Source organism: Kitasatospora sp. NPDC094016, from assembly GCF_040304045.1.
GTDB lineage: Bacteria > Actinomycetota > Actinomycetes > Streptomycetales > Streptomycetaceae > Kitasatospora.
On the sequence record NZ_JBEOUK010000041.1, the window covers coordinates 1 to 22,262 of the forward strand.

Below are 22,262 nucleotides of genomic sequence, written 5' to 3' on the forward strand. Positions count from 1 at the left end.
AGCACAACCCACCCCCACAAACAGCCAACCCACCCCAACCGGCAGGCACTTACTGTCCCACAGCCACCCCGAACCACTTCGCCAGCAGAATCGCCGGCCCGACTTCCTGCGCAGCCCTCGGCGCAGGATCAGACGCTGCCCGCCTTTTCCTCGACCAGGACGGCGCCGGACGCCGGTTCGATCGTGCGCAGCGGAAGCTTGGACCAGCGGAACGGGGCCAGCAGCAGGCCGAGGTAGGAGTCCGGCAGCCGGACCTGGTCGGCCAGGCCGATGTCCTCGGGCGGCATCCGGTCAGCGGGCAGGTAGAACGTCCCGAACAGCAGATCCCACAGGACGACCTTGCCGCCGAAGTTCTTGTTGGCTTCGCGCAGGTCCCGCGAGTGGTGCCAGCGGTGCCCTTCCGGTCCGGGCACCAGGTAGTTCAGCGGGCCCAGCCGGACGTCCATGTTGGAGTGCATGGTGACGCCGTGGCAGTTGTAGAAGGTGAGCAGGATGATCAGACCGGAGAGGCTGTGCAGCGTCCACCCGGTCAGCGCCAGCGGGAAGACGATCGCCACGTCGTCGAGGAAGAAGTCGATGGGGTGGAACCGGGCGGAGTTGAGCCAGTAGAGCCGCTCCGAGCTGTGGTGCACCGCGTGGAAGCGCCAGAAGACCCGCGAGCCGTGAATCCAGCGGTGCATCCAGTAGTAGAAGAACTCTCCCACCAGGAGCGCCAGCGCGGCCTGGGCGACGGGAGGCCAACTCGTCGGCCACAACGTGCTGTCCAGCTCTTCGGAGAGCAGGACGGATCCGGCGAACAGGACCGAGAGGAACAGCGGCTCGACCAGCCGGGCGACCACCACCAGGGCCACCAGACTGGAGGTGGCGTCCGAGACGACGTCCTTGCGCGAGCGGTTCCAACCCTCGTAGAACGGCTGGACCCGCTCCAGGACGGCCACGTAAACCGAAGCGAAGAGGGTGACCATCGGCACGATGGCCCACTGCGGGAACGAGGTGTCGACCAGGGTGATGGATGCCCCGAGGGTCAGCACCATGAGGATCGGATAGCTGAGATAGCGGATGGCGAAACGCAGGGTTCTGCGTGCGGCGCCGAGTTCTCTTTCGGTTGCTGAGTTCATTCCCGATCTCCCCCTGGACTTCATCGGACTTCTTCTGCACCCCTCCGCGCGGGACGGGCAGGTATTTATCGGCCTCCGGCGATCTGCTGCCATATCCGGACCGGCCCCAGCGGCGCGAATCCGTTCGCCTCGGCAGCCGCCAGCTCCGCGTCCCGCTCGTATCCGACCAGGTCGATTCCCGGCGCCTCCTCGTGAGCGCAGGAGATGAGACCGGCCCATGTCCGGGCGGACTCGCCCGGAGGGCCGAAGACGTTCGTCACCCCCGCCACACCGTGGCTCAGGTGAAGCACGGCTCCCGCCACCAGGCTGTCGCCCGAGAATCCCCCGAGGAAGATCACGTCGTCATCGAGCAGAAGGGTTTCGGGGAACGTGGTCACCGACGTGTCGCCGCCACCCGCCCATGCCCGCTCCCACGTACGCAACTCATCGCTGCCGGTGACAGGCCGCCACCGCTGGTCGGCACCGTCCCGTGACGCAACCTGCGCCGGGGCCGCGGCTGCGGCCGGCCGGTGGATCCACTCCGCCTCGATGAGGATTCGATAGTTCCCCGGGAGGAGGTCGGCGTTGGCGAAACTGTCCTTGACGAAGAGCGGCCCCAGCGGCGCCTCCCGCAGGACGTCGAGAACCTCCGAGCCGGACATCGACGGGCTCAGGATCACCAGGTTCGGGTAGTACGTGAGGCTCTTCTTCAGATTCACCCACGCGACGTCGGAGAGTTCTCCGGAGAACCCGTTCGCCCGGCACATCGCCTCGCACCAGGACGAGTTGTTCCGGGCGGCGGCGAGCAGCATCGGCGCCACCGGGGAGTCTGCGGCCGCAGCCCGGCCGTGGCCGAACCATCTCGCCGCGGTGGCCGCCGCCGAGAGAACGGATCGGCACCGACGGACCCACGGACTCGTCACGTCCACCAACTCCCCTTCGTCAAGGCCGACTCCGCACCCGGCCGGCTTCCGCACCGCCGGCCCTTCGAAAGGGATGGGTTTTGCCCGCGAAATCCACAGACCGCACTCCGGCTGCCGAACGCCTTCAACGACCTTCGTGTGCATCAGTGTTGCGCGGTGCTCCGCTATGATCACCTCCGCTCATGACCACGTCAAGATCCTTACCGGGGACACCCTGCGGCACTCGCACACGCCCGCCGGCGCCGGCGCGTCCGTGGGCCGGAAGCGCGGTCGCGCCGACAATTCCCGCGCGCACTCGCTGCTTCGTGCACCAGAATGCCCGCATGGAAACGGACACCGTCGCGGAACTGGTCACCCAGGCACTGTCGGCCATGCGCGCCATCACCGCCTCGGACGACCCGGACGACCACGACGGGTGGAACGAGTACGGCCCGCTACTGTGGCGGGCGTCCGCCGACGAGGCGGCGCTGCCGCTCGGCCTGGAGCTCATCGGCTCCGCCGATCCGATCGAGCGCGCGACCGGCTGCGACCTGCTGCGCGACACCAGCTACCACCACGAGGCGGTCCGCACCGAAACGGCCACCGCGCTCGTCGCCCTCGCCCAGCGGGAGACCGACGAGCACGTGCTGCGCGCCCTGGCACGCGCGATCGAGCAGACGCACGACCCGCGCGCCGTCCCCGTCCTCGTCACCCTCGCCGGGCACCCGGACGCCGAGGTCCGCGAGGGGGTGGCCCGCTCGTTCGCGGAGGTCCTCACCGGGCTGCCGGACGGGCCGGACATCCGCACCCTCATCGGGCTGACCAAGGACCAGAATCCGCACGTCCGCGACTGGGCGACGTTCACCCTCGGCGTCCAGTCCGGGGCGGACAGCCCCGCGATCCGGGCCGCGCTCTGGGAGCGGACGGCCGACGAGCACGACGAGACCCGCATGGAGGCGATCCACGGACTGGCCAGTCGGCACGACCCCCGCGCCGTCCCGCTCCTCGCCGAACTGATCGGCAACCCCGAGGGCGCACACGCCCTCACGTTCAGCGCGGAGCCGATCACGGGCGACCCCGAACTCCTGCCGGCCCTCCCGGAGTACGAGCCCGGCGACGACTGGACCACCGACGCCGTGAACGCCTGCAACCCGGTGCGGCGGGCCCGCCTGGACGCCTTCGCCTGGGAACTGGTCTGCACGCTCCACCGGCTCCGCCCCGACCTGGACGCCGCCGTCTCGATGGAACGCTGCGGCTGGGGCCGCTCCCTCGACATCCACGCCGCCTCGGAGCCGACGGGCTACGACATCGAGGCCCTGCTCACCCGCGCGGACGGCGACCCCGTACGCGCCGCCGAACTGGTCTCAACCGACCTGCCGCGAATCCGGCCCGCCTGATCTAGCCCCTGGTGCCCCTGCCGCGCAGGAGCTCCGCGATGCGCGCGTCGACCTGCTCGCAGTCGTAGCCCCGCCGCACGATCTCGAACGCCGGCGGGGGCGGCGGTGAACCGGCTTCGGCCAGGGCCCTGAGGTAGTGGTCGACTTGCTGACGCTCGTAGCCACGCCGCACCAGGTCGAAGCCACGGAACTCTGACGTTGTCGACACTTCGCAGGCCCTCCCACCTTCTGTGTCCACGTCCGTCGCCACGGCACTGGCGGCGCAGACGCCGGTACGGCCACCGGTACCCACCGGCGTGGCCGCGGCTCACACCCTAGACCCCGACCTTTCCACGGCCGGCCACCGGCCTTGAGTCCGGTCCGCGGAGTCCACCGTTCCGGGGCGGTGCGGGAAAAGGCGTCAAGACCTCCCGGACCGCCATATGGATTCCGTATGGAGTCGCGAGACGGAGGGATTCCGGAACCTACGATCCATCTTTGCCGACCAGAAAGATGAATCCGCTATGAAACCCCTGTCCCGTCTCAAACGCGCCCTGGCCTGCGGGATCGCAGCAGTCGCCATGGTCTCCAGCCTGACCGCACAGGCCCAGGCCGCGCCGGAGCCACCCCTCCACGCGGACAAGACCTGTGGGACCCCGGCCTCGCCGGGCGGCGGCAACTGCATGACCGCGCTGATCAGCTCCGCCTTCGACATGATCAGGCTCATGCGCAACGCCGCCAACCTCAACAAGGTGGACAACGCGGAGTTCACCCAGAGCACCGCGTCGAAGTTGAGCGCGAAGTTCCCGGGGTTCAACGTCCTGGTGTTCAAGACCATAGGCACCGACCTGTATGACACCGAGTGGTTCAAGAACGAGTACAAGTCCGACATGAAGGGGGTGTTGATCGACACCACCTACAAGCTCAACCATTTCCTGGACAAGGAGAAGAAGGAACCCTCCGGCTACGACATATTCCGGATCTGGGTCTTCCAGGGGGATTCGACCATCCGTAACCGGGGCGACGGCGGTTACATGAACTGGGCGTTCATCGGCAACGACGGCGACACCGTCAAGAAGGAGCCGTGGACCTGCCGGGCGGGCACCGCGCGGCCCTACAAGTGCGACGGCGACGTGCGCACCATCCACTTCCCCGCGCGGTCCGGCTACGGCACCAGGACCGGCAGCCTGACCCCCGACTCCAGCCCCGGCTACCACGCCTGCCTGGACGTCAACGGCAACGGCAACGCCAACGGCACCCCCGTGCAGATGTGGGAGTGCAACGGCAGCGACGCCCAGAAGTGGACCTACAACGGGTACAAGCTCCAGGCCGCCAACGGCAAGTGCCTCGACCTGGAGGCCAACAAGACCGCGAACGGGACCAAGCTCCAGGTCTGGGACTGCCTGGAGATCCCCGGTCAGCGCTGGAACATGTCGGCCAGCGGCGGTTTCCGGCACATGGCGGACATGGACGACCGGTCCAAGGACGTCTGCATCGACGACTTCAACGGCCGGACCGCCAACGGCAGCACCGTGGCGGCCTGGGCCTGCGGCTCCGAGGACAAGCGGGACGCCCCCAACCAGAACTGGGCCTGGGGCGGCACCCCGCCGACCACCAACCCGCCCACGCCCGGCGGAGGCGGCGGCAGCAACGGCGCCGACGTGACCCTGAAGCTCGACAACGGCCTGGGTGCCGTCCCGGTCAACGGCTCCGCCGGCGCGTCGGTCGTCCCCGGGATCCGGGGTGGCAACGAGTCCAAGTGGAAGCTCACCCCGCTCGGCGGCGGCCGCTACCGGATCACCAGCTCCTACGGGCTGGAACTCACCGAGAACAGCAACTACATGGCCGAACTCCAGCCGTGGAGCAACTCCTCCCGGCAGAAGTGGGAGCTCGTCGGAGTCGGCAACGGCAAGTACCAGATCCGGATCTCCGACGACGACTGCCTCGCCCACGACGCCGACTTCAAGCAGCTCGGCGTGTGGACGTGCAAGTCGGGCTGGCAGCAGGAGTGGATCCTTGAGTCCGCCTCCGGCGGCGTGATCACCCCGACCGATCCGACCAACCCGACGAAGCCGGACCCGAAGCCCAAGCCGGACCCCAAGCCGAAGCCCGACCCGAAGCCGGACACCAAGCCGACCGTCCCGACCGAGCGGCCGCTGTTCCTGAAGCTCTCCAACGGCCTGGGCGCGTCGGCCCCCACCGAGACCTCGACCTGGGGTGCGCCGATCGTGGGCGGGATCCTGGGGTACAAGGGGTCCACCTGGACGATCAAGCCGCTGGGCGGGGACCGCTACCGGATCGTCAACGACCTCGGGTACAACCTCACCGAGAACCCTGACACCTACGTCGCCGAGCAGCAGGCGTGGGGCGGCACCTCCAACCAGAAGTGGCAGTTCGTCGGCCTCGGCAACGGCAAGTACCGGGTCCAGATCGACGACGACAACTGCCTCACCCACGACTCCGACTTCAAGCAGCTCGGGGTGTGGAGCTGCGAGGGCGGCTGGAAGCAGGAGTGGACCTTCCAGCTCCTCTGACGGCCGGTCCGGCCGCACAAGGCCATACCGGGCCGCAGTCACGACGGAGGACGAAGGACGCCGGCCACGTACGGCCGGCGTCCTTCGGTCGTTGTTCTCAGCCGACGTCCCGCCCGGAGGCGGCGTGGTGGCGCAGGCCGTCCATCAGGAGGTCGAGGAGGCGTTCCATCCGGGCGTGGTGCTCGGGGGTGGTCGCGGCCAGGGACAGTCCGCTGAGGCTGAACAGCACGTCCTCCGGTTCGACGTCGGCGCGCAGCACGCCCGACTCGGCCCCGGCCCGCAGGAGTCGGGTGATCGCGGTGGTCAGCATCGCGCGGCTGTGCGAGAAGGGGTTGCTCCCGGAGGCGATGAGCGCGCGCAGCGCGTCGGACATCCCGCGCTTGGTGGTCATGTAGCGGACGAAGCCGTCCATCCAGGCGCGCAGCGCGGCGTCGGGTGCCGCGCCGTCGAGCAGTTCCGCGGCGGAGTCGCACAGCTTGGCGAGTTCGCTGCGGTAGACCGCCTCGACGAGTTCCTCGCGGGTGGCGAAGTGCCGGTAGAGGGTGCCGATGCCCACGCCGGCCTCCTTGGCGATGGCCCCGAGCGTCGCGTCCGGTCCGTCCTGGGCGAAGGCCCGTGCGGCCACTTCGATCAGTCGGTCGCGGTTGCGGCGCGCGTCGGCGCGCAGCGGCCGGGGGTCGGCGGTGGTCACGGCTGGTCCTCCTCGGGTTGCAAGCGGAGGATCCTCCGCTTAACCTGGAGACATGCGGAGGGCCCTCCGGTTTCCACTCTACCGGCCGCCCCCTCCCGCGCACCCCAGCTCCGGTCACCCAGCCAGACGGGAACGATCATGAACGCCAGCACCCCGCGCCTCACCACCCCCTTCGGCGCCGAGTCCACCGCCGCCGAGGTCATCTCCGGCGTCGACCTGACCGGCCGCCGCGCCGTCGTCACCGGCGGCGCCTCCGGCATCGGCGTCGAGACCGCACGCGCCCTCGCCTCGGCGGGCGCGCAGGTCACCCTCGCGGTCCGCAACCTCGACGCCGGCGCCCGCACCGCCGAGGACATCACCGCGACCACCGGCAACGCGGACATCCGGGTCGCACCGCTGGACCTGGCCGACCAGGCCTCCGTCGCCGCGTTCGTCTCCGCCTGGGACGGGCCCCTGCACATCCTGGTCAACAACGCCGGCGTGATGGCCTCGCCCGAGGTCCGCACGCCGGAAGGCTGGGAGCTCCAGTTCGCCACCAACCACCTCGGGCACTTCGCACTGGCCACCGGCCTGCACGCGGCCCTGGCCCGGGACGGCGGCGGCCGCGTCGTGGCCGTCAGCTCCAGTGCCCACCACCGCTCCCCCGTCGTCTTCGAGGACATCCACTTCCGCGAGCGCGCCTACGAGCCCTGGTCCGCCTACGGCCAGTCCAAGACCGCCAACGTCCTGTTCGCGGTCGAGGCCGCCAAGCGCTGGGCGGCGGACGGCATCACCGTCAACGCCCTGATGCCCGGCGGCATCCGCACCGCCCTCCAGCGCTACGTCTCCGAGGAGGAGCTCGCCCGGCTGCGCGCCCAGTTCGCCAACGGCACCGAGCTGCTGTGGAAGACCACCGAGCAGGGCGCGGCGACCTCCGTCCTGCTCGCGGCCTCGCCGCTGCTGGCGGGCGTCAGCGGCCACTACTTCGAGGACTGCAACGAAGCCGTCCGCGGCGAACTCAGCGCCCGCAGCGGCGTCTCCGACCACGCCCTCGACCCCGAGGCGGCCGCGCTGCTCTGGCAGGTCTCGCACGACACCCTGGGCAGCCGCGACTGACGGCCCGCAGCAGAACGCCCCGCTTCCCCCTCCTCACAGAGGGGAAGCGGGGCGCGGGGCGGGCCCGCTACCTACGCGGCCCCGCCAGGGCGTAGAGCCCGGCGCCGATCACCAGGAGGGCCACCGCGGTCCAGGTGGACGCCTCCGTGCCAGGGGGGTAGGACATCCAACCGAACGCCTTCCCCACGGTGTTGGGCGGCAACGGCGGGGAGAGGACGGCGAACGCGAGCCAAGCGGTCGGCAGCGTCCAGGCGAGGTGCGCCCCGCACAGCACCGCCCCGAACGCGGCCAGGCCGGCCATGCCCGCGGTATCCCGGACGACGACCTCGGTGGGGGCGAACCTCGGCCCCACCGCCTGGACCGCCAGCATCGCCGCGCCCGCGACCACGCCGATCAGCAGCGCGTGCGCCGCCCGGCGGGGCACCCACCGGATCGCGGCCGTCCTGTCCAGCGCGGAGTCCTGCCCGCCGAGCCCGACCGAGCCGGCCGCCACGCTCGCGGCGAGCACGAAGTACACGATCGGGTTGATCGCGTCCGGTTCCATCACGCCCGTGCCGCCGCCCCGGTTGAAGACCCACACCACCAGCGCGGTGAACGCGACCGCGGCGGCCGACGTGGACACCTGCCGTGAACGCGCGTACAGCATCAGCCACCTCACTGCGCCGCCTCCCCGGCCATCTTCTGAAGCTGCTTGTACCCAGCGCAGGAGAGGGCGGCGGTGTGCAGCTCGACGATCTGCGAGCGCTGCTCGGCCGGTGGCAGCGCCATCAGCTTCTGCCACGCGGCGTCGGCCTCCGCCCAGAGCTTGATCGCGTACGCGTCGGTGCCCTTCTCCTTCAGCGGTTGGAGCTGGGGGTCGTGGAGGGCCCAGCTCACGGCGAGGCTCTGGCCGAGGACGTCGTAGCTCCCCCCGCCCTCCTTGTCGTTGTCCGGGTAGCAGCTCGGCGCCAGGCCCCTGCCGATCAGCGCGCGGGTCAGCTTCTCGCCCTTCGCGTCGGCGAGCATCCGGTCGTTGAAGTCGACCAGCAGCACGTCTGCGGAGAGTTCGCGTGCCGCGGCGAGCTCGTGCAGCGCGTTGTCCTCCCGCACCGAGGCCGGCGCCTTGTCGCCCAGGACGTCGTGCAGCACGCGCATCGCGTCCTTGCTGCGCTGCGCGAGCTCGGCGAGGTGTGAACGGCTCGCCTGCGTCACGCACACCGGCCCGTCGCACACCAGCGTCGCGGCGGCCTTGTCGACGACGTAGGTGTCGCGCGCGGCGGCCGGGAGGACCAGCAGGGCCAGGCCCAGGCCGGCCAGGACGGGAGTCACCGCGAGCAGCCGGGCCCGGCGGGTCGCGGCCGCCAGCAGCGCGAAGCCGGTGGCGAGCAGGCCGAGCAGCCAGAGCGTCTGGCCGAGGTGGACGGAGCCGGACAGGGTCAGCAGCATCTGCCGCGGCTCCACGGTCGCCGGGGACAGCTGGGCGAACCGGTTCCCCACCCTGCCCGTCGGCACCAACCCCTCATTGTTCATGCGCAGGAACAGGCCCGTCCCCACGAAGACGATCACCACCAGGGCCGGCGGCGTGAGGGTGGAGGGCAGCGCCCGCGCGACACCCATGCCGAACACGGCGCCCGCGACCAGGGCCAGTGCCGCCACCAGCGAGATCGGCAGCCAGCCGAGGGATGCGTAGGTGGTCGGACCGGCCGCCACCTGGGCTCCGCCCACCAGGACCAGCAGACCGAAGCCCACCGCCGCCGCGAGCCCGATCGCACCGGCCGGCAGCGCCGCACGGCGCCAGGCCGGCAGCGGCGTGGTCGACAGCAGCTCGGTCATCCGCGAGCGGGATTCGCGCAGCCCGTACACCGCCCCGATGCCGATCACGAACGGCCACCAGTAGGCCAGCAGCGACCGGGTCCACATGGCCATGGTGGTCCACTGGGCCGTCCACCCCGCGGTGCCGTGCCACCAGAACGCGTCGAACGGGAGGAAGACCGCCAGGCTGCCGCCCAGGACGACGAGGCCGGCCCACGGGGCGGCGGAGCGCCTCAGCTCCGTCCGCAGCACACGTCGGTTCACCAGGCGCTCCCCTGCTGGCCGGAGTTGCGCAGCAGCGCCGAGTAGCCGCGCTCCAGGGGGCTGTCGCCCGGGTGGTCGGGGCTGCCCGCCGCGCCCAGTTCGTCCGGCGTGCCCTGGAAGACGAGGCGGCCGTCGGCGAACAGCACCACGTCGGAGCAGGCGGCCGCGACGTCCTCGACCAGGTGGGTGGAGACGACCACGCAGGTGTCGCGGCCCAGGTCCTGCAGCAGCTCGCGGAAGCGCAGCCGCTGCGCCGGGTCCAGCCCGGCCGTCGGCTCGTCCAGCAGCAGCACCGCGGGGGAGTTGACGATGGCCTGGGCGATGCCGGCCCGCCGCACCATGCCGCCGGACAGGGTCTTCATCCGGTGGTCGGCGCGGTCCGCCAGGCCCACCCGTTCCACGGCCCGCTGGACGGCCCCGGGGATGTCCGCCTTCGGCACCTCCTTCAGCCAGGCCATGTACTCGACGAACTCGCGCACCGTGAAGCGCTTGTAGTAGCCGAAGTCCTGCGGCAGGTAGCCGATCTGGCGGCGCAGGGCCCGGTGGTCGCCCACCCGGCCCCCCAGGGAGGTGCCGAGCATCTCCAGTTCGCCCTCGGTGGGGCGCAGCACGGTGGCCAGCGTCCGGATCAGGGTGGTCTTGCCCGCCCCGTTGGGCCCGAGGAGCCCGTGGGCGCCGATGCCCAGGGAGAGGTCGAGCCCGTCGACGGCCATCTTGCTCCGTCCGACGCGTACCCTCAGGCCGCTGGCCCGGATCTCCCAGGCGTAGGTCTTCGGCGCGGTGTCGGCCGCGCTCGCCGTATACGTCATGCGATGGTCCCTTTCCAGGGTGGACATGGGTTTCACAGCGTCGAGTACGCGTCCCTGCGAGTGATCACGGCGCAGACGCCGAGCGCGAGGAGCAGCCCCCACACGGGCAACTGGTCGCGGTGCAGGGCGAGTTCGAGGATGGCGGGGATGTGCCCGGTGACGAACGTGGGCACCACGACGGCGGCGCCCCACCCGGCCACCAGCCCCACGGCGGCGCGGGTCACGCCGATCACGCTGCCCAGCGCCAGGGCGGTGGAGGTGAAGGCCAGGGAGGGCAGCAGCCACTGCGCGGGCGTCGTGTTCCCGGTCAGCCATCCCCCCGCCAGGAGCCCGGGCACGACCACCACGAGGACCGCGGTGGTGCGCCTGAGCAGCAGGGTCAGGCCGGCCCGGGCGGTCGAGGCGGTCAGTTCGTACGCCGGGTCCAGGCCGCGCGACCACGATGCGGCGACACCGCACAGCGGCAGCACGGGCGCGATCAGCGCCACCATCGAGGAGCCGCCGAAGACCTTCGCCGGCGCGGCCACGTCCAGCAGCAGCGCCATCAGGGTGACGACGGCGGTCATCGCCAGCCACGGGGTCATGGCCGGGGTCAGCCAGGCCGACACCCACGTCGGGCGGTGCCGCCGCCGGGGTGCCCCGACGGCCGCGTCCAACTGCGCGTCCAGACCGGCCCGGACGGTGTCGACGAGCGCGGCGACGCCGGGCGCCTCGGTGGCCACGGAGGCCGCCAGCAGGCTCCGGCACGGCGCGCACGTCTCCAGGTGGGCTTCCAGCGCCCACACCGTGTCCGCGGCCATCGCCGTGTCACCACGCGCGTAGTCGTCGATCAGTCGCCTCGACGCGTGTTCCGCGTTCATGCCAGCGCCTCCCGCATCGCGATCCGGGCCCGGCGGGCACGGGTCTTGACCGTGCCTTCGGGCAGTCTGAGCAGGACGGCGGTCTCCCGGACGGAGAGCCCGTCGAGCACCGTCGCCTGCAGTACGTCTCGGAGTTCCGGCGCCAGCCGCCGCAGGGCGTCGCCCACGTCGCCGCCGACGGTCCCGGCGAGCGCCTCCTCCTCCGCCGCGGGCACCACGGCCCGCTCGGCGGCGGCGGCCGGCGGTTCCGCGTGGTGGGCACGGCGGCGGAAGGCGTCGACGAGGCGGCGCGCCGCGATCGTCCACAGCCACCCGACGGCCGTCCCGCCGACGGCGCTCCCGGCGAACGCGCCGGCCGCGCGCCACACCGCCAGATAGGTCTCCTGCATGACCTCGGCGACGATCTGCTCGTCCGCGCAGCGGCGGCGCAACCGCACCGCCAGCCACGGCGACGTGCGCCGGTACAGCTCGTCGAACGCCGCGCGGTCACTTCTGGCGATCAGCCGGACGAGGCGTTCCTCGTCCAGCTCGTCCAGTGCTCTCCTGCGTGATCTCACACCAGCCAGACGCCCGCTGCGGCGTGCAGGTTCTGCATTCGGCGTGACCTGCGTCACACCGATGTCCTGACATGACCGCAGCGCAGGAGGTCGGTCAGCCCGACTTCCTGCGCTGCGGTCACCTCGGCACCCTTCAGTCGGGCAGGTTCCCGTCGCCCCCCAGGTTGGCGACCATCCGACGCAGGACGTCGATCGTGGTCGCGAACTCGGCCGCGCCGATGCCCTCGTGCGTCTGCCGGTGCACCCGCAGGTTGCGCTCCCGCGCCCGGAGGCGGCCGGCCTCCCCCGCCCCGGTCAGCGTCATGGCCCCCGCCTCCTCCGTCAGCCACCCCCGGGCGACGAGGTCGTCGAAGACGTCGCCGAAGTCGATCCCGAGGTTCTCGTACCTCGCCAGCCGCTCGACCAGCGCCGCCCGGGTCCACCGGCCCGGATCCCCGGCCACGTGGTTGAGCGTCCACCAGTGCGGCTGCGTGAGGTCCTCCACCGCCAACTGCGCACGGATGGCCCCGACCACCCGCTGGCACGCCTCACCGCTCCACGCGCCGATGGGCTGGGCGGCCAGCTCCTCCTGCGAGTACTCCCGGACTGCCATGTCCATTCGCCCCCTTCAAGCGATCACCGGAACACGGCCACCGTAGAACCTCAACCGCCCTTGAGATCAAGGCCGGTTCAGAAGGCGGCCGCCCGGATCAGGCACCTGTGGCGGCAGGCACCCCGGCGCCGGCGCGCTACCGGGCCGTCCGCGCCAGCAGCGCGATCTCGGCCGCCACCGCCGCCGGCTCGGCCGCGACGCTGACGTGGGCGACGCCGTCCAGCCCGGGATGCGTGCCGACCCGCACCGCCCGCTCGGCGTTGCGCAGCAGGTCGAAGTCGTTGATGTCGTTGCCGAAGGCCGCGTACGCGCCGATGCCCATCGAGGTCAGGGCCTCCCACTTCGTCGTGGAACCGGGCGCGAAGTCGATGATCGCCTCGTCGAGGTGGTGGTTCACCATCAGCCCGAGCCCCCGGCCGGCCTCGGCGAGCTCCGCCATGTCCGACGCCTCGACGACCAGGAACTTCACCACCTCGGGCAGTTCGGCCAGCTCCACCCGGCTCGCCAGGCCGCCCTGGTCGACGCGGCCCCGGATCGGGTGGTCCACCGGCCCGGTGTACGCGTAGTCCCAGGGCCCGTCCGCGAGATAGCCCGCCTCGTGGCGCGCGACCGCCGCCATCAGCCCGCCCAGCACCGCCGGTTCGAACACGGCCCGGGCCCGCACCTGCCCGTCGACCGACACCAGGCTCCCGTTTCCGCCGATCAGCATCGCGGCCGGGAAGGCGCCGTCGAGCACCGGCAGCATGTCCCGAACCGGCCTGGCCGACGCGAAGACCACCTGGTACCCGGCCTGCTCGCACTCCCCGATCGCCGTCAGGATCCGGCTGTCGATCGTCCGCCCGTCGAAGCAGAGCGTGCCGTCGAGATCGAAAACCACCGTGCGGGTGCGAAGGTTGACCATTCCCGGATGATATCCGTCCGTTCGGAGCCCGCGATGTGATCCCCACGACGCCGCCCCCGCCACCCGTTCGACCGCGATCGCCCCGGCACTCCCGCCTCCCGAAAACCGCTTGCCGGGCGGGCGACGGCCCCCGTACCGTCGCCCGGCGTGACCCCGACCCTGCGTACCCGGCGCCTGCTGCTCGACCCGTACGTCCTCGCGGACGAAGAGGACTTCGTGGCGCTCTTCCAGAACCGGCAGGTGTCCCGGTGGATCGGCGACGGCCCGCAGTCCGAGGCCGAGGACCGGGCCCTGTTCGGCCGCATCTTCACCCAGGTCTACGCCTCGAACCGGTTCGACGTCTGGGCCGTGCGGCACGACGGCCGCCTCGTCGGGCACGCCGAGATCAAGCCCACCACCGTGGTCGAGGGCTTCGAGATCGTCTACGCGCTGGCCCCGGAGGCGTGGGGCCGCGGCCTGGGCACCGAACTGGCGGCCGCGATCGTCGACCACGGCTTCACCACCCTGGGGCTGGCCGAGGTACACGCGACGGTCGTCGACGCCAACCTCGCTTCGCTGGCGCTGCTGGGCAGGATCGGCTTCCGGCACGTCCGCGACATCCCGGAGGACGACGGCAGCACCACCCGCCTGCTCACCCGGGGCCGCGCCGATGCCGCCGGGGCCGCCTCGCCGTAGCTCTCCCCGCCGCAGCTCTCCCCGCCGTAGCTTTCCCGCCCGAGCCGGACGGCCCGAACGAACGCTCCCCCGATCGGGGGAGGCCCCCCATGAGCTGCGCCGCGATACTGGTGATCATGATCAGGGGAATCCGGCCGCTGCTGCGCGGCTCCACGTACTCGGGTGTGCTGTTCGCCTTCCTCGGCGCGCTGGCGAGCCTGGCGCTGCTGCCGTTCGCGATGCTGCCGGCGATGGCCTGGCCGTCCGGCCCCTACCTCGCGCGGGCGGTGCTCACCCTGCTGGCCTGGGCGGCGCTGCTCGCCGTGGTCGGGCTGGCCCGCACCACCCGGCGGGTGCTGATCGGCGGCGCCCGCCGGCTGCTGAGGGTGCCGCTGCCGGATCCGGTGTCCGCCGCCCGGGCGGCGGACCTCCCCGGCACCGACCGCTGGCGCACCCCGCTGTGGCTGCTGCTGCACGTGGCACTGGGCTGGGTGGGCGGCCTGGTGAGCCTCATGCTGCTCGGCGTGGCCGTGGCCCTGCCGGGCAACTGGGTCTCCGGTGATGCCTGGCTGAACTGGTACGGCCGGCCGGTGCAGGTGACGGGCGTCTGGAGCTGGGTGGTGGCGGCGGCCTGCCTGCTGCTGGCGCCGGCGGTGTGCGCGGCGGTGGCGAGCGCGCTGCGCGGGCTGGCCCCGAAGCTGCTGGGGCCGTCGGCGGCCGAGCGGCTGGCGCTGGCGGCGGAGCGGGAGCGCCGGCTGGCCGAACGCAACCGGCTGGCCCACGAGTTGCACGACTCGATCGGGCACACCCTGACGGCGGCCACGATCCAGGCGGCGGTGGCGGGCGAGGTGCTCTCCGCCGACCCGGTGGCGGCGCGGGCCGCCATGCGCAGCATCGAGGAGTCGACCCGGGCCGCCCTGGAGGACCTGGACTACGTGCTGGGCGCGCTGCGCGAGGAGGAGTCGGGAGCGGCCCCGGCCCGGACCCTGGCCGACCTGCCCGAGCTGCTGGACCGGTTGCGGCACGCCGGCGCGGCGGTGGAGCCGGAGCTGTCCGGCGAGCTGGCCCAGGTGCAGGGGACGCTCTCCCGGGCGGCGTACCGGATCCTCCAGGAGGGGCTGACGAACGCGCTGCGGCACGGAGCCGGCGGCCCGATCGAGGTCCGGGTGGCGGCCGGGCCGGACACCCTGGAGCTCAGCGTGGTCAACCGGACCGGGACGGGCCCGCGCCAGGGCGCCTTCCCGACGTCCGGCCACGGCCTGCCGGGCCTGGCCGAGCGGGTCCGGCTGCTGCACGGCGAGATCGAGGCCGGACCGGACGGGCCCCAGGCCTGGCGGCTGGCCGTGCAGCTGCCCGTACGGTTGTCGGCATGACCGGCCCAAACCCCACCACCGCCGCGCCCGACGCCGCCGGCACCCCCGTCACCCTCCTGATCGCGGACGACGACGAGGTGACCCGCAGCGGCCTGTGCACCCTGCTCGCGGTGCAGCCGGGGATCACGGTGATCGGGGAGGCGGCCGACGGCGTCGACGCGGTCGAGCAGGCGCAGCGGCTGCGGCCGGACGTGGTCCTGATGGACGTACGGATGCCGCGCCGCAACGGGATCGAGGCCACCCGGCAGCTGCTGGCCGAGTCGGCCGCGCCGCCGAAGGTCGTGGTGATCACCACCTTCGAGAACGACGGCTACGTCACCGCCGCCCTCAGCGCGGGGGCGAGCGGATTCGTGCTGAAGCGGCTTCCGGTGCGGCAGATCGCGGAGGCGGTGCGGGTGGCGGCGGCCGGGGAGGCGATCCTCTTCCCGGCGGCGCTGCGCCGGATGGTCTCCGCCCGGCCGCTGGACTCCGCCGAGGCACTGCCCCGGGCGGCGTTGACGGTGCGGGAGGAGGAGGTGCTGCGGTCGATGGCCACGGGCCAGTCCAACCCGGAGATCGCGGAGGCGCTCAGGGTGAGCCTGGAGACGGTGAAGACGCACGTCGGGAACGTGCTGACCAAGCTCGGCGCGCAGAACCGGACCCACGCCGTGGTGATCGCGTACGAGTCCGGCCTGGTGGTGCCGGGGCTCGCCGGCTGACCGGCCGCCCCGACGGCCCTCCCACCTCCCGGTCAGGAATCCAGCTCGCCGAGGAAGTCCAGCGCGATGGCCCAGGCCCGCTCCGCCGCCTCGGCGTCGTAGTCGGCCAGCTCGGTGTCGGTGAACAGGTGCCCGGCGCCCCGGTAGCGGTGCACCTCGACGTCGGCCCCGGCCCGCCGCATCCCCAGGTACCAGGCGTTCAGCCAGTCCTCGGTCTCGAACGGGTCCGGCTCGGCGACGTGCAGCTGCACCGGGATCTCGGTGGCCGCGTCCTCGCGCAGGTCGGAGGTGCCGTGCAGGAGCAGCAGGCCGCGGGCCTTCTCGTCGGCGAGGGCGAGGTTCTGCGCGAGCGAGCCGCCGAGCGAGAAGCCCGCGTAGACCAGGCCGCCGTCCGACAGCGGGGCGGCGGCGGTGACGGCCCGGCGCAGTAGTTCCTCGCTGCCGCCGACCTCCTCCTGGTACGCCAGTCCGGCCTCGATGTCGTCGAAGGTCCGCCCGTCGTACAGGTCCGGGGTGTGCACGGTGTGCCCGGCGGCGCGCAGCCGGTCGGCGGCGGCGTGGACGGCGGGGCGCAGCCCGAGGGCGGAGTGGAAGAGGACGATCTGGGCCACGGTCGGGGTCCTTCGGCAGCTGAGAGCGGGTACTCCCCCATGATCCCGCATGATCCGGCGACCCGACCTCCCCGGCCCGCCCGCCCCGGGCCCGCCACACCCACGCGGCGGTCCCGCGGCACGACGGCCCTACGACACCACGTCCTTGCGCGCGAACCCCCGGAACGCCAGCGCGAGCAGCACCGCCGCGTACGACAGCGACAACGAGACCCCCTGCACCATGCCGCCCCACTCCAACTGCGGCTGCAGGGCGTCCGCCCAGGCGTACTGCCAGTGCGCGGGCAGCCACTCCCGCAGGCCCCCCAGCGCCGTGACGGCGTCCAGCACCCCGGTGATGATCGACGCGAACACCGCCCCGCCGACGGCGCCCAGCGGCGCGTCCGTCGCCGTGGAGAGCCAGAACGCCAGCGCGGCGATCACGATCTCGGCGAGGAACACGTAGGCCGCCGCGACGGCCAGCCGGGGCAGCGCCTCCCCGGCCGAAAGGCTGGCCCCGGTGGGCAGCTTGAGGTCCCCCCAGCCGTACGCGGCGGTGCCGACGAGCAGCCCGATCAGCGGCAGCATCGCCACCGCCACCGCCGAGAACGCCAGCCCGACCGCGAACTTGCGGGCCAGCAGCCGGGCCCGGGGCACCGGCGCGGCCAGCAGGTAGCGCAGCGAGGACCAGCTCGCCTCGGAGGCGACCGTGTCGCCGCAGAACAGCGCCACCGGGATGACCAGCAGGAAGCCGGTGCCCACGAACAGCATGGTGGCGGCGAAGTTGGGCCCGGACGCGGTGGCCAGGTCGATGAAGGTGGTCCGGTCGGGGCGGCTCGGGGTGCCGCCGATCTGGAACGCGGCCAGCATCACGAACGGCAGGGCGGCCAGCACCGCGCCGATCACCAGGGTGCGGCGTCGCCGCAGTTGCCGCATCGCCTCCACCCGCAGCGGCAGTGTCCGGCCCGCCCGGTACCCCTCGGCGTGGTCCGCCGACACGACGCCGCTCACGACACCGCTCACATCACCGCTCACGTCACTGCTCACGTCACTGCTCGCCCCGCTACTCACGCCGCCGCTCACGCCGCACCTCCGATCAACGACAGGAACGCGTCCTCCAGCCGCCGCTGCGGCCCGGCGCTCTCCACCGGCACGCCGAGGCGCACCAGTTCGGCCAGCAGTTCGTGCGCCGCCAGCCCGTCCAGGCGCACCAGCAGCCCGCCCTCGACGGCCTCCGCCGAGCCGACCCCGGCCAGCGCGCCCACCTTCTCGACGACCGACCCGGGCTCGTACCCGGCGGGCACGCCGAGGAACAGCAGCTCGCCCGCACCGACGATCTCGCCGACGGCGCCGGTGGTGATCAGCCGCCCGCGGTCCATCACCACCAGGTCCGTGCAGCTCTGCTCGACCTCGGCGAGCAGGTGGCTGGAGACGATGACGGTCCGGCCGGCGGCGGCGTACCGGATCATCACCTCGCGCATCTCGCGGATCTGCGGCGGATCGAGCCCGTTGGTCGGCTCGTCGAGGATCAGCAGGTCCGGCATCCCGAGCATGGCCTGGGCGATGGCGAGCCGCTGCCGCATGCCCTGCGAGTAGGTCCGCACCGCGCGGTCGAGCGCCTCGCCGAGACCGGCGATGGCCAGCGCCTCGTCGAAGCGGGCGTCCTCCTCCGGCCGGCCGGTGGCCTGCCAGTACAGCCGCAGGTTGGCCCGGCCGGTGAGGTGCGGCAGGAAGCCCGCGCCCTCGACGAAGGCGCCGACCCGGGAGAGCACCGGTGCGCCGGGGCGCACCAGGTGGCCGAAGATCCGGATCTCGCCCGCGTCGGGCCGGATCAGGCCCATCAGCATCCGCAGCGTGGTGGTCTTGCCGGCGCCGTTGGGCCCGAGCAGGCCGAGCACCTGCCCCTGCTCCACCCGGAAGCCCAACTCCCGCACGGCGTAACGATCCTGGACGCCCTTGTAGCGCTTGCTCAGGCCGGTGATCTGCAGCGGCACCCCGGCCAGCGCCGGGTCGTACGCCGGCCCGTCGCCCGCCCCCCGCCGACGGCGGCGCAGCAGCCGGGGCGACAGCACCAGGCCGAGCGCCACCACGACGGCCGCCAGCGGCAGCAGCCAGGTGCGCGCGGGCAGCGGTGTGGCCTCGGTGACGAGTTCGTCGTCGGTCGGCACGGTGAGCGCCCCGGCCGGCGCGACCCGGTAGGTGGCGGGCTCGACGGGCGAGGCGTACGCGAGGTCGGTGGCGGCCAGGACGAGCCGCAGCCGGTGCCCGGCGGCGAAGGTGTGGTCGACGGCGGGCAGCGCGACCGTGACGGTGCGGCCCGCGTCGGCGCCGGTGACCCGCAGCGGGGCGGCGAGCTGCTGCGGGAGCACGGACTTGCCGTCCGGGCCCACGTCGTACAGCTTGGCGAAGAGCACCGCGTCCGGCCGGTCGGCGTGCACCTGGACGGGCACGGTGGGCTGCCCGGTCAGGTGCAGCGGCCGGTCCAGCGGCGCGGAGTCGAAGGCGGCGTGCTGGCCGGGGAAGTCGAGCGACAGCCCGGCGCCCAGCGAGGCCGCCTGGCTGAGCGCGCCGATCCCGGGCAGCGTCGAGATCCCGGGCGGGGCGCCGCCGGGCGGGTTGGCGATGGTCTGCTCGCCGCCGGCCAGTTCGACGCCGTGGGAGCCGGTGCCGCCCAGGCCCGGGTAGCGGTCGGCGGAGGCGCCGCGCAGCACGGCCTGGAAGCCGGTGGAGTCGACGCCCCCGGTGCGGGTGACGCGGAACGCGGGGCCGGTGTCGTCGCCCTGCCCCTTCAGGTAGTGGTCGAACCAGGCGGTCACCCGGTCGTCGACCCGGGCGCTGGTGTCGGTGCCGCCGTCGTGCCCGCCGGCGAACCAGTCCACCGAGACGGGCGCGCCGTTGGCCGCGACGGCCCGGGCGATCCGGTCGCCCTGGTCGAGCGGGAACAGCGAGTCCTGCTGGCCCTGCACGACCAGGGTGGGCGCCTTGAGCTGCGCGGCCACCGAGGACGGGCTGGAGCGGTCCAGCAGCGCGACGGCCTCCGGGTCGGCGTGCCCGGCGGTGGCGACCCGGTCGTACATCTGGCAGAGCGACTCCAGGAAGCGCCCGCAGCCGACCGGCCCGTCCGCGGCGTCGCCGCCCTGCCCCGGCCCGCCCTGCCCGGCCCCGCCGCCGCGCGGCGCGCCGCCGGAGGGCCCGAGGTCGCCGGCCGCGCCGGTGGTGAAGAAGATCCCGGCCCAGAGCTTCTTGAACACGCCGTCGACGGCGCCCGAGCCCTGCACGCCCTGCGGGAACAGCGCGTCGGCCAGGTTCCACCAGGTGATCTGGGTGGCCACCGCGTCGATCCGGTGGTCGTACGCGGAGGCCAGCAGCGAGACGGCGCCGCCGTACGAGGCGCCGGTGATGCCGACCCGGGGGTCGCCGGGCCCGTCGAGCTGCACCTCGGGCCGCTGGGCCAGCCAGTCCACCAGGTGCTTGACGTCCTCGACCTCCCGGTCGGGCGCGTTGAGGCCGATCTTCCCGCCCGAGTGCCCGAAGCCGCGCGCCGACCAGGTCAGCACCGCGTAGCCCTGCCGGGCCAGCTGCTGGGCGCGTTCGCGTTCGCCGTCCTTGGACCCGCCGAAGCCGTGCGCGAGCAGGACCGCCGGGCGCGGGGTGCTGCCGGTGGTGAAGAAGGAGGTGTCCACCTGGACCTGCTGGTCACTGCCGGGGGTCTCCGGCATGGCGAGGAAACGGTCCTCCTGATGGACCGCCGGCTCACCGCCGGACGCCACCGTCGCCGTGCCGACCCCGGCCACCACCACCAGGGCCGCCGCACCGGCCACCACCCTGCGCCGCACCGTCGTACCCCGGCTGCGCCACCGGCGCCACGCCCCACCGAACTCCATGGGGGCTGATCGTATCCGCCCCCCGGGTAGGCGTCCGATAAGGCCACCGCCGAAGCCCCCGCTTCCGCCCCGTTCACCCCGTTGCGCCCTGGTACGCCGCGGGAGGACGAAGATCCCCGCACCCCACCAGGGGTACGGGGATCCACCGGAGGTGCCCTACAGCACCCGCGTCATCGTCCGATGCGGTATCCCCGCGTCCTCGTACACCGGGCCCTCGGCCGTGTACCCCAGCCGCTCGTAGAACCCCAGCGCCCCCACCTGCGCGTGCAGTTCCACCTCGACGGCCCCGCGGTCGAACCCGGCCGCCTCGATCGCCCGCACCAGCCGGGCCCCGAGCCCGGTCCCCCGGGCCGCCGACACCACCGCGAGGCGTCCGAGCAGCACCCGGCCGCCGACACCGCCGGTGAGCTTCAGCGCCTGCTCTCCGAAGATCAGCCGTCCGGTCCCGAGCGCGGTCCCGTCCGCCGCCACGGCCAGCAGGTGCACCGAGGTCGCGTCGTACTCGTCGTACTCCAGCTCCTCCGGCACGTTCTGCTCGACGATGAACACCTCGCGCCGCACGTCCCGCACCAGCGCCAGGTCCGCGGCGCCCGCCGCGGTCCGGATGGCCGCCGTCATCTCAGCTCTCCGACGAGATGATGTCGAGCGCCTTGCGCAGGTCGGGCGAGTACTCGCTGGAGAACTCGACCCACTGCCCGTCCGCCGGGTGCTCGAAGCCGAGCGACACGGCGTGCAGCCACTGCCGGGTCAGCCCGAGCCGCTTGGCCAGCGTCGGGTCGGCGCCGTAGGTCAGGTCGCCCACGCAGGGGTGGCGCAGCGCGGACATGTGGACCCGGATCTGGTGGGTGCGCCCGGTCTCCAGCTTGATGTCGAGCAGCGAGGCCGAGCGGTAGGCCTCGATCAGGTCGTAGTGGGTGACGGACGGCTTGCCGTCCTTGGTCACGGCCCACTTCCAGTCCGAGCTGGGGTGCCGCCCGATCGGCGCGTCCACGGTGCCGCTCAGCGGGTCCGGGTGCCCCTGCACGAGGGCGTGGTAGCGCTTCTCGGTGATCCGGTCGTGGAACTGACGCTTGAGGTCGGTGTACGCGCGCTCGGACTTGGCGACGACCATCAGCCCGGAGGTGCCGACGTCCAGCCGGTGCACGACGCCCTGGCGCTCGGCGGCGCCGGAGGTGGAGATCCGGTAGCCGGCCGCGGCGAGCCCGCCGATGACGGTGGTGCCGGTCCAGCCGGGGCTGGGGTGGGCGGCGACGCCGACCGGCTTGTCGACGAGCACGATGTCCTCGTCGTCGTGGATGATCCGCATGCCCTCGACCGGCTCGGCGACGATCCGCACGGGGGCGGCGGGGGCCGGGATCTCGACCTCCAGCCAGGAGCCGGCGGTCACCCGGTCCGACTTTCCGGCCACGGCGCCGTCGAGCGTCACCTTGCCGTCGGCGGCCAACTCGGCGGCCTTCGTCCGGGAGAAGCCGAACATCCGGGCGAGGGCGGCGTCGAGGCGCTCGCCCTCCAGGCCGTCGGGTACGGGGAGGCTGCGGATCTGCGCTGCGGTACTCACCCGTACGAGTATGCCGGAACCGCGGCCCTCCGCCGCCCG

Annotated in this window: 22 protein-coding genes; 6 read left to right on the plus strand and 16 right to left on the minus strand. The window is 72.8% G+C overall.

Features of this window, described 5'->3' with window-relative positions; all coding sequences use genetic code 11:
* Positions 1-128 precede the first annotated feature (128 nt).
* Both ABT015_RS29220 and ABT015_RS29225 read right to left on the minus strand, forming a co-directional pair.
* The gene (locus ABT015_RS29220) at positions 129-1,118 is read right to left on the minus strand and encodes a sterol desaturase family protein (protein ID WP_350884298.1); all 990 of its coding nucleotides are present in this window, start codon (positions 1,116-1,118) and stop codon (positions 129-131) included.
* Between the two features lie 65 nt (positions 1,119-1,183).
* A complete protein-coding gene (locus tag ABT015_RS29225; RefSeq protein WP_350884300.1) occupies positions 1,184-1,909 on the minus strand; it encodes a hypothetical protein in 726 nt (241 codons plus the stop codon).
* Between the two features lie 434 nt (positions 1,910-2,343).
* On the opposite strand from ABT015_RS29225, the gene ABT015_RS29230 reads away from it, so the two are divergent.
* Positions 2,344-3,396: a HEAT repeat domain-containing protein gene (locus ABT015_RS29230; RefSeq protein WP_350884302.1), complete on the plus strand. Its 1,053-nt coding sequence runs from the start codon at positions 2,344-2,346 to the stop codon at positions 3,394-3,396.
* Between the two features lies 1 nt (position 3,397).
* Here the strand turns inward: ABT015_RS29230 and ABT015_RS29235 are convergent, their stop codons facing one another.
* A complete protein-coding gene (locus ABT015_RS29235; protein WP_350884304.1) occupies positions 3,398-3,604 on the minus strand; it encodes a hypothetical protein in 207 nt (68 codons plus the stop codon).
* A 295-nt stretch (positions 3,605-3,899) separates the two neighbouring features.
* Here ABT015_RS29235 and ABT015_RS29240 point away from each other — a divergent pair, with 295 nt between their 5' ends.
* Positions 3,900-5,909: a ricin-type beta-trefoil lectin domain protein gene (locus ABT015_RS29240; protein ID WP_350884306.1), complete on the plus strand. Its 2,010-nt coding sequence runs from the start codon at positions 3,900-3,902 to the stop codon at positions 5,907-5,909.
* Between the two features lie 97 nt (positions 5,910-6,006).
* On the opposite strand, the gene ABT015_RS29245 is transcribed toward ABT015_RS29240, so the two are convergent.
* Positions 6,007-6,600, minus strand: coding sequence for a TetR/AcrR family transcriptional regulator (locus ABT015_RS29245; RefSeq protein WP_350884308.1), 594 nt, complete (start codon positions 6,598-6,600; stop codon positions 6,007-6,009).
* Between the two features lie 138 nt (positions 6,601-6,738).
* Between ABT015_RS29245 and ABT015_RS29250 the strand changes: the two genes are divergently transcribed.
* Positions 6,739-7,695 carry an SDR family NAD(P)-dependent oxidoreductase gene (locus tag ABT015_RS29250; RefSeq protein ID WP_350884310.1) on the plus strand — a complete coding sequence of 319 codons (957 nt, stop codon included), beginning with the start codon at positions 6,739-6,741 and terminating at the stop codon, positions 7,693-7,695.
* Between the two features lie 67 nt (positions 7,696-7,762).
* Here ABT015_RS29250 and ABT015_RS29255 read toward each other — a convergent pair whose 3' ends face one another.
* From ABT015_RS29255 to ABT015_RS29285, 7 genes are all read right to left on the minus strand, one after another.
* Positions 7,763-8,353, minus strand: coding sequence for a hypothetical protein (locus ABT015_RS29255; protein ID WP_350884312.1), 591 nt, complete (start codon positions 8,351-8,353; stop codon positions 7,763-7,765).
* Positions 8,350-9,750, minus strand: coding sequence for a hypothetical protein (locus ABT015_RS29260; protein ID WP_350884314.1), 1,401 nt, complete (start codon positions 9,748-9,750; stop codon positions 8,350-8,352). The genes ABT015_RS29255 and ABT015_RS29260 overlap by 4 nt, the downstream gene beginning before the upstream one ends.
* On the minus strand, positions 9,747-10,559 hold the full coding sequence (locus ABT015_RS29265; protein WP_350884316.1) for an ABC transporter ATP-binding protein: 813 nt from the start codon (positions 10,557-10,559) through the stop codon (positions 9,747-9,749). Before ABT015_RS29265 ends, ABT015_RS29260 begins: the two co-directional genes overlap by 4 nt.
* Before the next feature lie 32 nt (positions 10,560-10,591).
* Positions 10,592-11,419, minus strand: a complete 828-nt coding sequence (locus ABT015_RS29270) for an anti-sigma factor (protein ID WP_350884318.1) — start codon at positions 11,417-11,419, stop codon at positions 10,592-10,594.
* Positions 11,416-11,976, minus strand: a complete 561-nt coding sequence (locus ABT015_RS29275; RefSeq protein ID WP_350884320.1) for an RNA polymerase sigma factor — start codon at positions 11,974-11,976, stop codon at positions 11,416-11,418. The genes ABT015_RS29270 and ABT015_RS29275 overlap by 4 nt, the downstream gene beginning before the upstream one ends.
* 133 nt (positions 11,977-12,109) lie before the next feature.
* Entirely contained in the window at positions 12,110-12,574 is a 465-nt protein-coding gene (locus tag ABT015_RS29280) for a winged helix DNA-binding protein (protein WP_350884322.1), read from the minus strand.
* Positions 12,575-12,704: 130 nt separating this feature from the next.
* Positions 12,705-13,469: an HAD hydrolase family protein gene (locus ABT015_RS29285; protein WP_350884324.1), complete on the minus strand. Its 765-nt coding sequence runs from the start codon at positions 13,467-13,469 to the stop codon at positions 12,705-12,707.
* A 147-nt stretch (positions 13,470-13,616) separates the two neighbouring features.
* Between ABT015_RS29285 and ABT015_RS29290 the strand changes: the two genes are divergently transcribed.
* The 3 genes from ABT015_RS29290 to ABT015_RS29300 all read left to right on the plus strand — a co-directional run bounded on the left by ABT015_RS29290 (position 13,617) and on the right by ABT015_RS29300 (position 16,194).
* On the plus strand, positions 13,617-14,144 hold the full coding sequence (locus tag ABT015_RS29290; protein ID WP_350884326.1) for a GNAT family N-acetyltransferase: 528 nt from the start codon (positions 13,617-13,619) through the stop codon (positions 14,142-14,144).
* A 116-nt stretch (positions 14,145-14,260) separates the two neighbouring features.
* Positions 14,261-15,496, plus strand: coding sequence for a sensor histidine kinase (locus ABT015_RS29295; RefSeq protein WP_350884328.1), 1,236 nt, complete (start codon positions 14,261-14,263; stop codon positions 15,494-15,496).
* The gene (locus tag ABT015_RS29300) at positions 15,493-16,194 is read left to right on the plus strand and encodes a response regulator transcription factor (RefSeq protein WP_350884330.1); all 702 of its coding nucleotides are present in this window, start codon (positions 15,493-15,495) and stop codon (positions 16,192-16,194) included. Before ABT015_RS29295 ends, ABT015_RS29300 begins: the two co-directional genes overlap by 4 nt.
* A 32-nt stretch (positions 16,195-16,226) precedes the next feature.
* Here ABT015_RS29300 and ABT015_RS29305 read toward each other — a convergent pair whose 3' ends face one another.
* The 5 genes from ABT015_RS29305 to ABT015_RS29325 all read right to left on the minus strand — a co-directional run bounded on the left by ABT015_RS29305 (position 16,227) and on the right by ABT015_RS29325 (position 22,223).
* Positions 16,227-16,856 (minus strand): dienelactone hydrolase family protein, encoded by a 630-nt coding sequence (locus ABT015_RS29305; protein WP_350884332.1) that lies wholly within the window; start codon positions 16,854-16,856, stop codon positions 16,227-16,229.
* A gap of 78 nt (positions 16,857-16,934) precedes the next feature.
* Complete coding sequence (locus ABT015_RS29310) at positions 16,935-17,804, minus strand: ABC transporter permease (protein ID WP_350884334.1); 870 nt, start codon at positions 17,802-17,804, stop codon at positions 16,935-16,937.
* A 56-nt stretch (positions 17,805-17,860) separates the two neighbouring features.
* Positions 17,861-20,665: an alpha/beta fold hydrolase gene (locus ABT015_RS29315; protein WP_350884336.1), complete on the minus strand. Its 2,805-nt coding sequence runs from the start codon at positions 20,663-20,665 to the stop codon at positions 17,861-17,863.
* A 156-nt stretch (positions 20,666-20,821) separates the two neighbouring features.
* Entirely contained in the window at positions 20,822-21,283 is a 462-nt protein-coding gene (locus ABT015_RS29320) for a GNAT family N-acetyltransferase (protein ID WP_350884338.1), read from the minus strand.
* Position 21,284: 1 nt separating this feature from the next.
* A complete protein-coding gene (locus tag ABT015_RS29325; protein ID WP_350884340.1) occupies positions 21,285-22,223 on the minus strand; it encodes an RluA family pseudouridine synthase in 939 nt (312 codons plus the stop codon).
* Positions 22,224-22,262: the final 39 nt, after the last annotated feature.

Excerpts from the sequence above, each read along its gene's own strand:
- ABT015_RS29220 (WP_350884298.1), bottom strand. The coding sequence starts at position 1,118 with ATGAACTCAGCAACCGAAAGAGAACTCGGCGCCGCACGCAGAACCCTG.
- ABT015_RS29225 (WP_350884300.1), bottom strand. The coding sequence starts at position 1,909 with ATGCTGCTCGCCGCCGCCCGGAACAACTCGTCCTGGTGCGAGGCGATG.
- ABT015_RS29230 (WP_350884302.1), top strand. The coding sequence starts at position 2,344 with ATGGAAACGGACACCGTCGCGGAACTGGTCACCCAGGCACTGTCGGCC.
- ABT015_RS29240 (WP_350884306.1), top strand. The coding sequence starts at position 3,900 with ATGAAACCCCTGTCCCGTCTCAAACGCGCCCTGGCCTGCGGGATCGCA.
- ABT015_RS29250 (WP_350884310.1), top strand. The coding sequence starts at position 6,739 with ATGAACGCCAGCACCCCGCGCCTCACCACCCCCTTCGGCGCCGAGTCC.
- ABT015_RS29265 (WP_350884316.1), bottom strand. The coding sequence starts at position 10,559 with ATGACGTATACGGCGAGCGCGGCCGACACCGCGCCGAAGACCTACGCC.
- ABT015_RS29270 (WP_350884318.1), bottom strand. The coding sequence starts at position 11,419 with ATGAACGCGGAACACGCGTCGAGGCGACTGATCGACGACTACGCGCGT.
- ABT015_RS29280 (WP_350884322.1), bottom strand. The coding sequence starts at position 12,574 with ATGGACATGGCAGTCCGGGAGTACTCGCAGGAGGAGCTGGCCGCCCAG.
- ABT015_RS29285 (WP_350884324.1), bottom strand. The coding sequence starts at position 13,469 with ATGGTCAACCTTCGCACCCGCACGGTGGTTTTCGATCTCGACGGCACG.
- ABT015_RS29295 (WP_350884328.1), top strand. The coding sequence starts at position 14,261 with ATGATCAGGGGAATCCGGCCGCTGCTGCGCGGCTCCACGTACTCGGGT.
- ABT015_RS29300 (WP_350884330.1), top strand. The coding sequence starts at position 15,493 with ATGACCGGCCCAAACCCCACCACCGCCGCGCCCGACGCCGCCGGCACC.
- ABT015_RS29305 (WP_350884332.1), bottom strand. The coding sequence starts at position 16,856 with ATGCGGGATCATGGGGGAGTACCCGCTCTCAGCTGCCGAAGGACCCCG.
- ABT015_RS29315 (WP_350884336.1), bottom strand. The coding sequence starts at position 20,665 with ATGGAGTTCGGTGGGGCGTGGCGCCGGTGGCGCAGCCGGGGTACGACG.
- ABT015_RS29320 (WP_350884338.1), bottom strand. The coding sequence starts at position 21,283 with ATGACGGCGGCCATCCGGACCGCGGCGGGCGCCGCGGACCTGGCGCTG.